The 15,228-nt window shown below is 37.5% G+C and carries 14 protein-coding genes and 1 pseudogene; 2 read left to right on the top strand and 13 right to left on the bottom strand.

The features are described from left to right. Nucleotides 1-110 precede the first annotated feature (110 nt). From DX933_RS08135 to DX933_RS08100, 8 genes are all read right to left on the bottom strand, one after another. Nucleotides 111-482 carry an NUDIX hydrolase gene (locus DX933_RS08135; RefSeq protein WP_123315951.1) on the bottom strand — a complete coding sequence of 124 codons (372 nt, stop codon included), beginning with the start codon at nucleotides 480-482 and terminating at the stop codon, nucleotides 111-113. A gap of 29 nt (nucleotides 483-511) precedes the next feature. Next, nucleotides 512-1,273: a hypothetical protein gene (locus DX933_RS08130; protein ID WP_123315950.1), complete on the bottom strand. Its 762-nt coding sequence runs from the start codon at nucleotides 1,271-1,273 to the stop codon at nucleotides 512-514. Then, nucleotides 1,270-2,184, bottom strand: coding sequence for an ABC transporter ATP-binding protein (locus tag DX933_RS08125; protein ID WP_123315949.1), 915 nt, complete (start codon nucleotides 2,182-2,184; stop codon nucleotides 1,270-1,272). Before DX933_RS08125 ends, DX933_RS08130 begins: the two co-directional genes overlap by 4 nt. Further along, complete coding sequence (locus tag DX933_RS08120) at nucleotides 2,178-2,960, bottom strand: MerR family transcriptional regulator (RefSeq protein WP_123315948.1); 783 nt, start codon at nucleotides 2,958-2,960, stop codon at nucleotides 2,178-2,180. Before DX933_RS08120 ends, DX933_RS08125 begins: the two co-directional genes overlap by 7 nt. 288 nt (nucleotides 2,961-3,248) lie before the next feature. After that, the gene (locus DX933_RS08115; RefSeq protein WP_123315947.1) at nucleotides 3,249-3,869 is read right to left on the bottom strand and encodes a chloramphenicol phosphotransferase CPT family protein; all 621 of its coding nucleotides are present in this window, start codon (nucleotides 3,867-3,869) and stop codon (nucleotides 3,249-3,251) included. Between the two features lie 206 nt (nucleotides 3,870-4,075). Continuing rightward, entirely contained in the window at nucleotides 4,076-4,903 is an 828-nt protein-coding gene (locus DX933_RS08110; protein WP_123315946.1) for a phosphoenolpyruvate hydrolase family protein, read from the bottom strand. Further along, complete coding sequence (locus DX933_RS08105; RefSeq protein ID WP_123315945.1) at nucleotides 4,900-6,135, bottom strand: Tm-1-like ATP-binding domain-containing protein; 1,236 nt, start codon at nucleotides 6,133-6,135, stop codon at nucleotides 4,900-4,902. The genes DX933_RS08110 and DX933_RS08105 overlap by 4 nt, the downstream gene beginning before the upstream one ends. A 91-nt stretch (nucleotides 6,136-6,226) precedes the next feature. Beyond that, complete coding sequence (locus DX933_RS08100) at nucleotides 6,227-7,426, bottom strand: phosphoenolpyruvate hydrolase family protein (RefSeq protein ID WP_123315953.1); 1,200 nt, start codon at nucleotides 7,424-7,426, stop codon at nucleotides 6,227-6,229. Nucleotides 7,427-8,209: 783 nt separating this feature from the next. Here DX933_RS08100 and DX933_RS18930 point away from each other — a divergent pair. Then, nucleotides 8,210-8,482, top strand: a pseudogene (locus DX933_RS18930) (IS3 family transposase); the annotation flags it as partial. 54 nt (nucleotides 8,483-8,536) lie between these two features. On the opposite strand, the gene DX933_RS08080 reads toward DX933_RS18930, so the two are convergent. The 3 genes from DX933_RS08080 to xylA all read right to left on the bottom strand — a co-directional run bounded on the left by DX933_RS08080 (nucleotide 8,537) and on the right by xylA (nucleotide 12,558). Beyond that, complete coding sequence (locus DX933_RS08080) at nucleotides 8,537-9,520, bottom strand: aldo/keto reductase (protein ID WP_123315942.1); 984 nt, start codon at nucleotides 9,518-9,520, stop codon at nucleotides 8,537-8,539. A 114-nt stretch (nucleotides 9,521-9,634) separates the two neighbouring features. Next, on the bottom strand, nucleotides 9,635-11,134 hold the full coding sequence (gene xylB, locus DX933_RS08075) for a xylulokinase (protein ID WP_123315941.1): 1,500 nt from the start codon (nucleotides 11,132-11,134) through the stop codon (nucleotides 9,635-9,637). A gap of 104 nt (nucleotides 11,135-11,238) precedes the next feature. Then, entirely contained in the window at nucleotides 11,239-12,558 is a 1,320-nt protein-coding gene (xylA, locus tag DX933_RS08070; RefSeq protein WP_123315940.1) for a xylose isomerase, read from the bottom strand. 190 nt (nucleotides 12,559-12,748) lie between these two features. On the opposite strand from xylA, the gene DX933_RS08065 reads away from it, so the two are divergent. Then, the gene (locus DX933_RS08065) at nucleotides 12,749-13,366 is read left to right on the top strand and encodes a YesL family protein (protein WP_123315939.1); all 618 of its coding nucleotides are present in this window, start codon (nucleotides 12,749-12,751) and stop codon (nucleotides 13,364-13,366) included. A 50-nt stretch (nucleotides 13,367-13,416) separates the two neighbouring features. Here the strand turns inward: DX933_RS08065 and DX933_RS08060 are convergent, their stop codons facing one another. After that, a complete protein-coding gene (locus DX933_RS08060) occupies nucleotides 13,417-14,238 on the bottom strand; it encodes a carbohydrate ABC transporter permease (protein WP_123315938.1) in 822 nt (273 codons plus the stop codon). Nucleotides 14,239-14,256: 18 nt separating this feature from the next. Further along, nucleotides 14,257-15,135, bottom strand: coding sequence for a carbohydrate ABC transporter permease (locus tag DX933_RS08055; protein ID WP_123315937.1), 879 nt, complete (start codon nucleotides 15,133-15,135; stop codon nucleotides 14,257-14,259). Nucleotides 15,136-15,228: the final 93 nt, after the last annotated feature.

Below are 15,228 nucleotides of genomic sequence, written 5' to 3'. Positions count from 1 at the left end.
ATGGATCGTTGGATTATTTAACGCCGATGGAATATAAACACAAACATCAGACAGAATTGAGCAAAATTTAATCATAAACAAGTTACCCTACCTTAGAAAATTTGTTCAGTTTAGTGTTGACATTCCATTGTCTTGTTGCAATTTGTTATACAAAGATATGAATAATAGATTGTGGGTTTACGCTGGGTCCTATTAATCTCCATTAAGTCAGTAGAAATAATCCCCGTTTCTTCCTTTAGCTCCCGAAGCGCAGCCATGAAAGGGGTCTCCCCTTTTAAAGCACTCCCGCCTGCTGTTGCTTCATACATACCAGGATAACCTTTCTTATTCCAATCACGTTGCATTAACAAAAACGCTCCGGAAACATGTTGAACTAGAATTTCCGAAACGATATGATACAACCCTTCCGGTATTGGCTCTCCACGTACCAAATCACTCCCTGCCAGGCTGCCATCCTTGTCATAGGCATCCCAAACTTCCATATACCTCATCCTCTTTTTAATAGATTCGATTAGAAATCAGACTTATTAAACCTCCAATAACTTAATATACTAGTAATGGCAATCCATAACAAAAGAATCACACTTGCATTCAACCATAACCCGGTGTCCACACTTGAATGTATTTCCGTAAATACATGTAATGCATGTTCAGGAAATATTGGTAAAATGACATCCGAAACATTTGCCGGAAACATCTTAATCAGTGCAGGTGTAAACATAACTGCTAATGCAAAGGCAATTCCTCCTGAAGCAGTTTGTGTATAAAAAGTACCTGCCAAACTTAATAAGCTATAGAACATCGGCATGATTATCACACCGAAGAGTTTGATCATGAGTGCGCTGTTCCAAATCATTCCATCTATATTATTCATCGTAATCATAACGTAAGCAATAAATATCAGCGCGCATGTTAAAATAATGCTGGATAAAATAGATATCTTAGCTATAAATAATAGTTTGCAAAGGAAATACTTTTGCCGTAAAGGAGTAATCGCTAAAGAAGTGTATATTGTACCTGATGCAAATTCATTGGCAATAAAATACGCCGTAAAAATAATGAACATAATGGTTGTTACATCTATTCCTAATAATGTAATATCCATTATTTCAATCCAGGATAAGTCTGATAAGCTTTTTCCAGTAGTTACGTTAGTCGTAAATAAGAATGTCATACCAAATAGAATACTTAATACAGCAGTAGCTAATAAAACATTTCGATAACCTTGCAAATAGGAAATCTTTTTAAAATCCGCTTTGATGATATGCATCATGTTATTTCATCTCCCCGTGAAACATAATCTACTTTTCCAGCCGTGATTTCTGTGAATAATTCTTCCAGTGTTGGTTGTACTGTTTTTAATTCAAAAAGTGTAAGTTGATGTTTATACGCTAGTATGCCAACTTCTTTTGCCGTCAGATTTCGAACTTCCAACCCCTTTTCCAGTTCTTGAACATTGGCGAGATTGTCCTGCAGCAATTTTTTCATTTTTTTCAGATGGTTCGTCTCTACATACACATAGGTACTCAAACTCTTTTGATTCATCTCTTTCATCGTCATATCTGCAAGTAATTTCCCCTGCCCAATGATAACAACACGATCCGCTACAGCTTGAATCTCTCCCATTAAGTGACTGGATACTATTACCGTCTTTCCCGAATTTGCGAGTTGCTTAAATAATCCCCTAAGCCACTTGATACCATCAACATCCAAACCATTAAATGGCTCATCTAAAATAACGACATCCGGGTCACTCATTAATGCCGTCGCCACACCTAGCCTTTGCTTCATACCAAGAGAGTATGATTTCACCTTTTTATTCTCAACCATTTTTAATCCTGTCATGTCTAACATTTGATTGATTCTGCTTGTATCCATATTGGCTGCAGTAGAGATAAGTGCCAAATGCTGTCGGGCAGTCAAATTATGATTTATTGCAGAAGGATCAATTAAAGTACCAATATTCTTTGTTGGTTCTGTTAATTCGTGATACCTTTTTCCATCTATTATCACTTCCCCCGCGGTCGGATGGACAAGGGATATAATCATTTTCATTGTTGTAGACTTCCCAGAGCCATTGGGACCAAGAAACCCCGTTACCACACCAGGTTGAAGCGTTAAACTCAATCGATTAACAGCAATTTTATCTCCGTATTGTTTGGTTAAATTCACTAATTTCAACACCGTGTTTCACCTCGATTCTCCATGTAATAGCGATGCGCCTCTTGAATAAAATCATCACAAAATTGATGTAAAAATAGATCTTCCTCTGGCCACTCTCCACTATGTTCCAGTCCTTTTTCATATACAGCCATCAATTCAGGATCATGATCCGTTGCGTAATTGACGAACAGCTCCCACTTCTTGCCAAACTGATAGCCTCGTTCACTTTTGGCTGCCGTATGATTAACTTTATGAAAGACAGCTTCCAAGGTTAGTTTTTTCCATTGCCAATAAAAATCAACCACCTCATTGAAGTCTGTGAATTTTTCCTCAAACCGAGCCATCTGCTTTTGATCAAAGTTAAAATCGATTGTGGTGTAGTCTAGTATGGTCTGCTTATTGATACCAAGTGCCATTTCAATCATTGGCTCTAAATCAATATTTGAGCTCGTTTCAATGGTCGAAATCATTGCTTCGATAATTGCAATATTCGTTTTTATTTCCATCTCCTTTTGAAACAATATATCCGATTGTTGCTTTAACAAATGCTTCATTTCATCCACATGATTCACGTTAACCAAATGACGTTTAATATCCTTTAGGGTAAAGCCTATTTTTTTATAAAATAATATTTGTTGCAATGTTAATAAATCCGATTGAGTATAGTACCTTAATTTACTATTTTTATCTCGCTTTGCAACAAGTAAATGTATTTTATCGTAATACTGAATCGTGCGGATTGTCGTTCCAGAAAGTTTAGCAAGTTCGCCAATCGAATATAGTTTTTCTTTATTCATCCCGTTCACCGCCTTCTAAACTGATTAAAACATATAACGTTACGTCACATGCAAGTGGAATATATATTGTAAAAAAACATCTACCTTGTCATTGACAAAATAGATGCTTTAAGTGCGTGTTCAAAAGGAGGATAAAAAAGACCAAGAAGTTCGAGGCAGCGTAGCTATGGGTACCGGAACGTATGCATTTCATACGTGAGGAACGGAAAAGCAAGCTAACGAAGAAATTCAATATGTCATTTTTATCGGACTTTTTGAACAACCTCTCTAATGTAGTTTATCCTATTGTTATGATTCTGTTTCTTCCCCAATCACCTTCATAGCCGACATCCGGGAGTCGTTTGTTAGATAGTTATGAATGAATGCAGCACATTCCTCTGGTGTGTTTTTAGAGGTATCGATCTCCATATCATAGATTCCCGGCTGATGAACTTCATCCTGCCATCTTTTAACTGGCATGGGGATAGCCCCACTTTCGGTATATCCCGTTTGCCATGTTTTCATGCGACGAGACATAATGGTATCGATTGGACAGCGTACCCCTACAAATAAAACCGGAAGCCCCCGCAAAATTCTGGCACACTTAGCTAAAATGTCTCGTGGAACCGAATAGTTGTCATGATGCCCAACATCGACTACAACATGAATATGTAATCGACTATGTGCAGCAATCGCTTCATAAAGGGCTTGATACATATTAACAATCATTGGCTCCAGATCTGGCCGCTCCCCACCCGGTCGAAGCCCAATTCCCGGCTGATAACGGTCAGGGGTCATACTCATATACGAATCCACCCCCATGTTTATCCAAACGCCTTCAAAGGTTTCCTGAATAACTTTGGCAATGCTTGATTTTCCCGATCGTGGTGCACCATTCAAAATGATAATTTGCCCTAAATCACCTGACATATATGACACTCCTTCGATTCAAAAACTTTATTAGCTTACGATTTATGATTAACTAAAGTGTAGCCCACTTTTCTCCATAAGGCGACTATATATAGATCACTTATATGTATGACAATTCTGTTATAGACAGCATAATTGTAAAGCAAAATTAAATAAAGAAACGGCTGAATCAAATCGTGATTCAGCCTGATTTTGTATATCAATTATTATTTGGATATTTTTTTAAATGCTTCGGTTTGCTCTTTGATCCCTTTCTCTGCTGCAAATCTTTCAATACTTGATGCACCAAAGAAACCGACAATTCCATCCACTTTTTGAATCACATATGCAGCATCTTCCGGTTCAGCTATTGGACCTCCATGACAAATGACCAATATATCCGGATTAACTGCACGACCTGCATCTACAATCCCTTGAATACGTTCCACACAATCATCTAAGGTTAAAGCAGTTTTCGCACCAATGGTACCTTTTGTTGTGAGCCCCATATGGGCAACGAGGACATCTGCTCCAGCTTTAGCCATTTTCGTAGCTTGTTCTTCATCAAACACATATGGAGTGGTAAGTAAATCCAGTTCATGTGCCTTCCGAATCATGTCCACTTCTAAATCATATCCCATACCTGTTTCTTCCAGATTTTGTCGAAATACCCCATCAATTAGACCAACAGTTGGAAAGTTTTGCACACCACTAAAACCTTGATCCTTTAATTGCTGTAAAAATACATCCATCACACGAAATGGATCTGTACCATTGACACCGGCTAGGACAGGTGTATGATTAACGACTGGCAATACTTCATTTCCCATATCTTGAACAATCTGATTGGCATCTCCATATGCCAGTAGCCCTGCTAAAGAACCGCGTCCAGCCATTCTGTATCGGCCAGAATTATAAATAATGAGCATGTCAGCGCCACCTGCTTCACTACTTTTTGCAGTGATACCAGTTCCAGCACCGACCCCAAGCAAAACCTCACCTTTATCAAACTTCTCTCTAAAGCCTGCTAAAATTTCCTCACGAGTTAATGTCATTTTGAAAGATCTCCTTTCTTTTTTGCGATTAGTTGTAATAATTTTTCGGCTGCTAATTCCGCAAACTCTTTATCATTTACATGCAGATCCGCTTCTGCTATTTCTATTTTATTTTCGTCAACCTTGTCTTTCAGTGTTCGAATTAATGCCTCGTCTTCTTCCGGACCATAAAATTGTTGTCCTTCCATATCCAATCCAGAAAAACCTTTCAACGGAAACATTAATGCCGTGTATCCTTTAGACTGGTTCAACCGTTCAGCCATATTGTTACCAATGGTTTGATTTTCTTCCACCGTTGTTCTCATCAATGTTACGGTTGGGTTATGCTGATAAAAGTTCCGTCCATCAAACTGTTTCGGCACGGTATTTCTTGGGCCAAAATTCACCATGTCCATCGCGCCTACAGAAACAACTTGTGGTACCCCATACTTACCCGCAGCCTCTAAACGATGAGGACCTGCTGCTAATATTCCGCCAACCGTTTCATCCGCCCATTCCGTTGTCGTAATATCCAGGACACCTTCAAAGAAGTCATTCTCAATAAGATGTTCCATGGTTTGTCCACCAATACCAGTAGCATGAAAAATCAACACTTCATAACCCTTTGCTTCCAAATAATCTTTCGCATCGTTTATACAAGGAGTTGTAAGTCCAAACATCGTTGCTGCGATTAATGGTTTATGCTCCACATGCTTTGGTTGTTCAAATTGCAGCATCCCACATATTGCAAATACGGCATTGGTAAATATCTTGGTGGAAATGGTATTTAAACCAGCAACATCCACAATGGATGGAATCATCACAATATCGCTCGTTCCAACATAAGGCTGCGTATTCCCGGATGCTACGGTGGAAACCATTACTTTCGGAACGCCAATTGGTAATGCCCGCATCCCCGGTGTAGCGATGGATGTACCGCCTGTCCCACCAAACGATAAAACTCCGTGAAATAGATCCTTTTTATATAATTGGGGAAGCAATATTTCCATCCCCTTTGCCAATACTTCTGTTGCATGTGCACGGTCCTTTTGTTCCACGATTTGTTTGATGTCTTCTCCAGCAGCTAAGGCAATTTCCGCATTGGATACATCCGGAACGAATTGCGGTTCAAAAACACCTGAATGGATAGTGAATGTGTTAAAGCCTAAGGATTCGATTAACTCCTTCACAAATAGAAATTCTTTTCCCTTTGAGTCAAATGTTCCTATTAATGCTATTGTCTTCTTAGTCAAACATATCACTCCCTTGTCATTGATAGGTAATAACCCTTACAAGTACTATGTTAACGCTTCCAGAATAAAAAATACATGCTCTTTCGTATGTTTAACTTGTCGTTATGTTTGCACTTATATATGCTCTCGGCGACATCCCTTTTCGCTTCTTAAAAATTTTACTGAATTGTGTATAGTTTGGGTAGCCGACGAGCTCCGCAATGGTTGTCAGAGGAAGCTTCTTTTCCTGATAAATTTCCAACGCACGATTTAACCTGAAATCAATGATATAATCCGTAAAGGACACACCAACATATTTTTTAAACAGCGTACTTAAATAAGGCCTGGAAATGTGAAGAATTGCAGATAATTCATTTAAGGATATATCTTCATCGTAATGCAGACTAACATACCGTTTGATAAAGTCAATGTAGTCATCTGACGTGTGAAAGCCGCCAATGATTTTTTCAATCAATTCCTCGTACTTCACATCATTCGTTTTTTTGAAGGATTCTGTAACCTGTAAAACGACTTGTTCAGCGGGGATTCTTTCGAAAACGGACCCGCCAATATAGCCATCTATATCCGCACCATCATAAATAAATTGCACATCAACTGGTTTATTTACGGGTCCGCCATAAATCATTTTTATGGCATGAGGATTCTTTCGCTTCACGACATCAAATACTTCCTTGGCCAAGTTTCTCGCCGCCTGTAGGGATTGAATTTGTTTTGCACCCAGTTTTCCCCCGCTCGTTAAACCAAAATGCAAACAAATCACATCTGCACCAGCGTCAACCATCTGACTAGCCTGGTCTTTATCAAAAACAAAAGCAACCGTAAATAGTCCCAGCCGATTGGCAAGAGAAATACTGTTCACCTCTTGCTCATAAGTGATCCCTTGCTCCTCCAAAGCTTCCCGGTATATCCCATCAATCAATCCAACTGTCGGATAGTTATTGATACCTGCAAAGCCTCGTTCCTTAATAAGCCGAATAAACGCTTCTATATGCTTTGTAGGGTCTGTCGCCATGAGACCAAAGATAACCGGGATGGTCGTCCGTGGAATTAGTTCTTTTAATCCAAAATCCATCACTGCCTCGTTACTATTTGATGAAGGTAAATATGCCGCGAGTGAGCTCAATCCTTTTTGACGATAAAAGCCTGAGCTAAGCGCCAAGATGAAATCCGCTCCGCCTTCCTCCGCATATTTTGCAGTCAAACCAGAACCAGCAGCAACACCAATCATATGACGATTTATTTTAATTTGTTTTCTTAGTTCCTCTGTAATTAGTTCTTTCGTCCAATTCATCACATATATCCCACCATTTCAAAAGGAAGACCTGATTGACAGCAATCATACGCTAGATCGTTTAATCATTTTCTTTCATACTATTTTCTACCATCTTACCTTTTTGTCCCATCAAAAGCCATTCCAGCACTAAGATGGAATAAAGTGAAACTTCAATCAGTGGGGGTTTTCGTACTCCCCCCCACTGATTGTTAGTTGAACCAATCAGGCCTTTACTGGCTGTTGAACCCACACTTACACTTCTTGTTAACAAGAATTCTTGATGTGGGGGCTTACAGCCAGTTAATCCGTGATAAATGAAATCCAGCTGCATGAAACAGCTGGACGTTATAAGCATATTATCTTATTTAACTAATTTGTTTAGGTAGGTTTTGCGAATGATTATAAAGCTTGCCAGGAACAAGAGTAAAAAGATTCCCACGCCTATGAAGGTCATCTGCATGAAGGCCAGTGATATGGCATGCCGCATGCCAAACAACACAATAAACAATAACACGGTTGCAAAGATGAATGGCACAAAAATAAGGATCGCTAACTCTCTTGTGACAACTGAACGCACCTCTTTGATAGACAGACCAATTTTACGAATCCCTGCATATTTTTCCTTTTCCCCAGCTAAAGAGGTTTACAAATAAAAGTAAAGAATACTCATTGCGGCACTCAAGAAAATTAGACTAAGCATAAAGCCAATAAAGAATAAGATGCACTTTACAAAGATTTCTGTATCATACAAGGATATTTTTGACGCTACCAAATGTTCATAGAGTTTGGGTTGATAGTAAATGGTATTACATCTGTATTTTAGTAGATTTATTTAATCGTTAAATCATTGGCTGCAGTGCTGGACCGAATAAGACCGTACCACTAGTTCAGCAAGCGATGTTTAAGACCATCAATACAAAATTTATTAATGGCATCAATTTTTCTTGCCAAAGGGCACTTGACCTTGAATTTTTTAATTATGTTCATTGGTTCAATAACATTCGATTTTATGAATCACTCGATTATTTAACACCAGTAGAATACAATGCACTTTTAAAAAGTTATACAGTTTAGTATTGACATTCCAACTTCTACCACTAAAGGGGAATCTTCCACCACGCACATCTCCTAGTATGCGCCGCGAATAAACGGATGTACTTCTTTCCAGTAAAAGTCTTCAAGCTTTTCCCTTTCTATACTGGAGAAGCCTGGGGAGTTTATAGCGGATATATTATCTTCTACTTGTTTTACGTTACGGAATCCTGGTATGACGCTTGTTACAGCTTCATGTTCTAGTATCCATTTTAGGGATGCACGTGTCATATTTCCACGGCCTTCCGCTATCCTGCTTAGTTTATTACTAAGTTCTATACCTTTCGCAAAGTCCAGTCCTGCAAATGTTTCGCCTACATTAAATGCATCGCCGTTAATATTGAAATGGCGATGGTCATCCTCTTCGAATGTGGAGTCAGTTGTGAATTTTCCTGTTAATAGTCCACTTGCTAACGGTAGACGTGATAAAATCCCAATATTTTTTTCTTGTGCTCGTGGAAATAATGTATTGAGTGGCTTTTGGCGGAAAATATTAAAAATTACTTGTAAGGCACTTGCTTTTGTATTGTCGATTACAAATAATCCTTCTTCGATTGTTTCTACACTTACGCCATAATAACGAATTTTCCCTTTTTCCTTTAACTTGTCTAAAACTTCAAAAACATTACCGGCTTGTAAAATCTCCATTGGGGGACAATGTATTTGATATAGGTCGATATAATCCCGATTCAAACGACGCAGGCTATCTTCACAATATTTGGTGACAGTTTCTTCAGAATAATTATCTGAATCATAAATGTCACCTGCTCGGCCAAATTTTGTTGCGATATAAATATCCTGTTTCATTCTACTTGTTACTTTTGCTAACAACTGTTCACTATGACCATCGCCATATACATCTGCTGTATCAAAAAAGTTTACTCCTAATTCTATTGCGCGCTCTAATCCCCTTAACGCCTCTTGATCGTTTGTTTTTCCCCATGCACCACCTATCGCCCATGTACCAAAACTTAACTCACTAATTTTTAAATCAGTATTTCCTAATTGGTTATATTTCAAAAAGACCACTCCTTCTGTAAATGTGTTCTCATAATAAACCACATAAAACAATACCTTATATAGACTCTTTTACTTTTACTTTTCCATCATCGCCCATTACACCGAAATAAATCATCAACTTCTATAACTTAATAGTTTTTCATTCAGTACTTTTGTTGTACTATAAATTTCTCGATATACGCCAAACAGTTCTTTATATTTCCGTATATTTTCTTCATTTGGAATAAATTCCTTCTCCACTTTTAGAAATACGTCTGCACATGCTTGAAGGGTTTCGAACCAGTTACACCCGTATGCTGCGATCATTGCTGCTCCCATGCCTGGCCCTTGTTCACTTGTTAATTTTATTATTTTCGCATCAAATACATCTGCTTGCATTTGAAGCCAAGTATCGCTTTTGGCACCACCACCTATAGAGACAATGGTGTCAATGATTTTTCCCTCTTCACGAAATATATGGATTGATTCATTGAGTGAGAATGTGATGCCTTCTAGAACAGCACGGGTAAAGTCCGCTATTTTATGTGATGCATCTATTCCAATAAAACTGCCGCGTATCGTTGAGTCAGCATGTGGCGTGCGTTCGCCAACAAGATACGGGGAGAAAAGTAAACCATTTGCTCCAACTGGGACGTCTTCCACATTCGCAAGTAATTCATCAAATGATACTTCTTTTGCAAATACATTTTTAAACCAACTTAAGCTATGTCCAGCTGATAGTGTAACCCCCATTGTATAGTAGGTATTTGGCGCACTATGATTAAAATAGTGCACTTTTCCGTTAAAATCCTTGTTGCTACTGGATTCATAGGATAAAACAACACCTGATGTCCCGATGCTACAAAGTGTTTTTCCTTCTTGTAAAATACCTGCTCCGATGGCACCGCATGCATTATCTGCTCCTCCTGCAAATACTTTTGTTATTGTTTGCAGTCCTGTCTCTTTTGCGATTTCTGCGGATAATTCCCCAACCATTTCATCGGATGTTACAAGGGGTGGACATATTGTTAGGTTTATATCTAATCGTTCACAAATCTCTGTACTCCATTCCTTTTTCGCAATATCTAGTAATAATGTTCCAGCGGCATCTGAATATTCCATTTGTAGTTTATTCGTTAGACGAAAGCGTAAATAGTCTTTGGGCAATACAAATGTTTTAATTCGTGCAAATAATGCCGGTTCATATTTTTTTACCCATAATAACTTAGGCAACGTAAAACCTTCTAATGCTGGATTTTTTGTAATTTCAAGTAACCGCTCTTTGCCAATCACATCATATATTTCTTTACATTGTTCGGTTGTTCTTGTATCGTTCCACAGAATCGCCGGGCGTAATACTTCATTATTTTCATCCAAAAGAACAAGTCCGTGCATTTGACCGGAAAAGCTAATTCCTTCTATATTCGCTGTATCTTCGGTAAAGTTTTGATGTAACTCTTTTAAAGCATGAATAGTTTGTTCCACCCATACTTCTGGATCCTGTTCGCTATAGCCCGGTCTTCGCTGTATGATAGGATAAGAATTAGAAATCTCTTGTACTACCACACCTAGCTGATTAACGAGTAAAACTTTTACTGCACTTGTACCCAAGTCGATTCCAATTACATATTTCATAGGATACATACCTCTTTTCGATGTTTATACATGTATAGCCAGATGAAGAAACTACCATCTGGCTGTACATAATTTAAGAAATCTACATTATCTTTTCATTATTTTTAAGCAAAGGTTGTAAGTAAATATTGATTAATGGTAGCTTTTATTTTCTCCATTTGTCCTGATTTATTAGTGATTTCACCCATACTTCGTGCATGTGCTTCCAATGTTTTGAAGTTTGCCTTACCTTCCACAATATCTTTACCAATACCATCTTGGAAACTGCGATAACGTTCTGATACAATCCCTTCAAGGACACGATCCTCTATTAATCTTTGTGCAACTTTCAATCCTACGGCAAAACTGTCCATCCCAGCAATATGAGCGTGGAATAAATCTTCTTTTTCAAATGAACCACGGCGAACTTTCGCATCAAAGTTCAAACCACCACGGCCTAATCCACCATTTTTCAAAATTTCATACATAGCAAGTGTTGTAGCATACAAGTCTGTTGGGAATTCATCCGTATCCCAACCTAACAACGGATCACCTTGGTTCGCATCAACAGATCCTAGCATGCCATTAATTCGTGCATAATGTAGTTCATGTTCAAATGTATGACCTGCCAATGTTGCGTGGTTTGCCTCAATATTAAATTTAAAATATTGATCTAAGTCGTATTTTTGTAGGAAAGCATGACCAGTTGCTACATCAAAATCATATTGATGTGTCGTTGGCTCTTTCGGTTTAGGCTCAATTAAAAACTGTGCATCGAAGTCAATTTCTTTCGCATAATCTACAGCCATATGAAGGAAACGACCCAAGTTATCTAATTCTAGTTTCATATCTGTATTTAATAATGTTTCATATCCTTCACGTCCACCCCAGAATACATAGTTCTGTGCCCCAAGATCCTTTCCGACTTCTAGGCCTTTTTTAACCTTCGTAGCAGCATAAGCAAATACATCTGCATTACTTGAAGTTGCTGCACCGTGCACAAAACGAGGATGTGTAAACATATTTGCAGTATTCCATAATAATTTCGTCTTACTATCTTTCATGTAATCTTTAATCATTGCAACAATGACATCAATGTTATGCAATGTTTCCTGTAAATTGTCCCCTTCAGGCGCAATGTCAATATCATGGAAACAGAAGTATGGTACATTTAGCTTTTCAAAGAATTCAAACGCTGCCTCTACACGGGCTTTCGCCAAATCCATCCCTGTAAACTTATCCCAAGGTCTAAACATCGTGCCGGAACCAAATGGATCAGTTCCATTCGCTGTGAATGTATGCCAATAAGCAACAGCAAAACGTAACTGTTCTTCCATCGTCTTACCACCGACTATTTCTTCTGGATTATAAAATTTAAATGCATACGGATTTGTAGAAGTAGCACCTTCGTAGTTGATTTTTCCTATTTCATTGAAATATGCCATAATGAATTCCTCCTAAAGTGTATGTTGATTATGTTATAATAAATAAAATATTAATTAACTTAGTTCATTCAATAGACAAACTAACAATTACCTAAAAAAATATTGTTTCTGTTTTCGATGAAACCCATATAAAAATTATTTTTCTTCCCTATCGGCCATACTATATTCTCATATCTCTGGAGGGTTTATCATGAACATGTTTAGCAGCACACTATACCGTATCACGGAATGGATTACTCGATTTGCCTATATTCACTTACTATGGATTCTCTTTACATTATCCGGGTTCGTTATATTGGGCTTCTTCCCATCGACTGTTGCCATGTTCTCCATTGTTCGTGACTGGCTACGTGGGAAAACAGATATACCCATCTTCCAAACATTTTGGAACTATTTTAAACAAGAATTTAAGAAAAGTAACTTATTGGGTGTATTCGTATATGCCGTCACTTTATTAATTGTATTAGATTTTTATTTTATTACTTCCAATACAATCAATCGCTTCACTTGGATAAATATTCCTTTATTTGCTTTTATATTTTTATTTATTTTATTCTTGATTTACTTATTTCCAACGATCGCACATTATAATATGAAACCTATGCAGCTCATAAAAAATGCCTTTTTTATTATGCTCGTTAGTCCAATCCAAAGTTTGCTCATTTTATTAAGTCTTGTTTCATTATATTTTATCTTTAAACTTCTACCTGCATTAACCTTTATTTTTGGTGGAAGTGTCTATGCATTTATTACGATGTGGCTATGTTTACACGCCTTCGAAAAAATTGAAAACAAACAAGCTTCATAAATACATGGATGGGGTTCATGGGCTTGAGCCTCTTTTTATTGTTATCAGTTTTATCCTTTTACTGCACTAGAAGAAATACCTTCTACCACTTTATTGCTGAAGAAAATGAATGCAATTAGAATTGGTAACACACTTATAATTAACGTCGCACCTATTGCTCCCCAATCCGTCATATATTGGCCAATAAAGTTTTGAATACCAACTGTCAATGTTTTAAATTTATCCGAGCTTATAAAAGTATTTACAAAAACAAATTCATTCCAGTTATAAATCATATTAATAATCACCGTTGTTGACATAACAGGTGCTGTCATCGGTAAGATAATCCTAAAAAACATACGGTGGATAGAACAACCATCTATAATAGCTGCCTCTTCAATTTCCCGCGGTAATGTATAATAAAAACCAAGTAATATCATAATGGTTATGGGCAAATTGTATGCCGTATATGTCAACACAATGGACCATGGATTATCAATGAGACTAACTTTTAGAAACATACTGAATAACGGTATGATCGCAGAGTGAATAGGAATCATTAACCCTACCATAAAAAGTCCTAATACTAAACCGCTATATTTCCACTTCATTCTTGTTATTGCAAAAGTAGCCATACTTGCAAAAAGTACTGTGAATATAATAGCTAGCCCAGTAATCCAAACACTATTCCAAAAGTAGGTTCCAATACCGCCTTCCCAAACCTTCAAATAATTTTCCCATCTAAACTCTGTAGGTAAAGCAAATGGCGAACCCGAGAATATCTCCTGGTTATTTTTGAGTGAAAACAAGAACAGCCAGATGATAGGAAAAATCTGAAAAACAGCAACTAAGCCTAATGAAATATAGAGTAAAACCTTTCCTAATCGTTTCATGCTCATAACCTCCTCCCTCTAATATTGAATCTCTTCTTTCGACGCTGTAAGTTTTTGTACAATAATCGTAACTACGAGCGTAATTGCTAATAAGAGGAATCCAATTGCACTACCATATCCAAAGTTATTCGTTGAAAAGGCTAATTTATACATATACGATGCCATTACCTCACTTGCACCGTTTGGCCCTCCACCGGTCATCACGTAAATAAGATCAAAATATTTTAATGAACCTACAATAGCTAACACAATCGTGACTTTCACGACACCCATAATAAGTGGTAGCTTTATTTTAAGCGCAATCTGTATTGGATTTGCCCCATCTATTTTTGCAGCCTCAATAACAGAATCCGGAATGTTTTTTAATGCTGCATAATATATGAGTATATAAAAACCCGCATACTGCCATAAAATTGGAATAAAGATCGCGTATAAAACGATTGAAGGTTCCGCCAACCAAGATGGTGGATTTTCCATACCTAATTTCATTAGAATGTAATTCAACATACCGTTCGATGGATTAAATACTTTAATCCACAATTGCGCAATCGCAACCGAGGATAATAACATCGGCACTAAATATATTTTCCTTAATAAATCTGCTCCTTTTATTTTTGAAGCTAGAACCATTGATATTGCTAAATAAGCGATGAGACTCAATGTTGAAAATATAGCTAATAATACCGAATGCCCTGCACTACTCCAAAATTTACTATCCTGTATTGCATTGATGTAGTTCTCCATCCCGATAAATTTCATATCACCTATACCATCCCAGTCCATCAAGCCGTAATAGGCTGATAATCCTAAAGGTATATAAATTAATACGGCAATTAACAGTAAGGCAGGAAGAACGTACAATGCGATGATCCACTTATTGGACATAACTTTATTCATTGTATTCAACCCCATATCGTTAAAGTAGAAAAGGACAACCGATATTGGAATGTCCTTTTCAATTTTTAAGCATGCTTGAAAACTTTATAAACC

The sequence above is a fragment of the Ornithinibacillus gellani genome (assembly GCF_003730295.1).
GTDB lineage: Bacteria > Bacillota > Bacilli > Bacillales > Amphibacillaceae > Ornithinibacillus_A > Ornithinibacillus_A gellani.
Note: the sequence above shows the minus strand (reverse complement) of the source record. Positions and strands in the feature narration are given on the sequence as shown.

What these genes read in the sequence shown, in the direction of transcription:
- xylA (WP_123315940.1), bottom strand. Translation starts at nt 12,558, where the DNA reads ATGGCATATTTCAATGAAATAGGAAAAATCAACTACGAAGGTGCTACT.
- DX933_RS08110 (WP_123315946.1), bottom strand. Translation starts at nt 4,903, where the DNA reads ATGACATTAACTCGTGAGGAAATTTTAGCAGGCTTTAGAGAGAAGTTT.
- DX933_RS08060 (WP_123315938.1), bottom strand. Translation starts at nt 14,238, where the DNA reads ATGAAACGATTAGGAAAGGTTTTACTCTATATTTCATTAGGCTTAGTT.
- DX933_RS08055 (WP_123315937.1), bottom strand. Translation starts at nt 15,135, where the DNA reads ATGAATAAAGTTATGTCCAATAAGTGGATCATCGCATTGTACGTTCTT.
- DX933_RS08100 (WP_123315953.1), bottom strand. Translation starts at nt 7,426, where the DNA reads ATGAATTGGACGAAAGAACTAATTACAGAGGAACTAAGAAAACAAATT.
- DX933_RS08135 (WP_123315951.1), bottom strand. Translation starts at nt 482, where the DNA reads ATGGAAGTTTGGGATGCCTATGACAAGGATGGCAGCCTGGCAGGGAGT.
- DX933_RS08065 (WP_123315939.1), top strand. Translation starts at nt 12,749, where the DNA reads ATGAACATGTTTAGCAGCACACTATACCGTATCACGGAATGGATTACT.
- DX933_RS08120 (WP_123315948.1), bottom strand. Translation starts at nt 2,960, where the DNA reads ATGAATAAAGAAAAACTATATTCGATTGGCGAACTTGCTAAACTTTCT.
- DX933_RS08115 (WP_123315947.1), bottom strand. Translation starts at nt 3,869, where the DNA reads ATGTCAGGTGATTTAGGGCAAATTATCATTTTGAATGGTGCACCACGA.
- xylB (WP_123315941.1), bottom strand. Translation starts at nt 11,134, where the DNA reads ATGAAATATGTAATTGGAATCGACTTGGGTACAAGTGCAGTAAAAGTT.
- DX933_RS08130 (WP_123315950.1), bottom strand. Translation starts at nt 1,273, where the DNA reads ATGATGCATATCATCAAAGCGGATTTTAAAAAGATTTCCTATTTGCAA.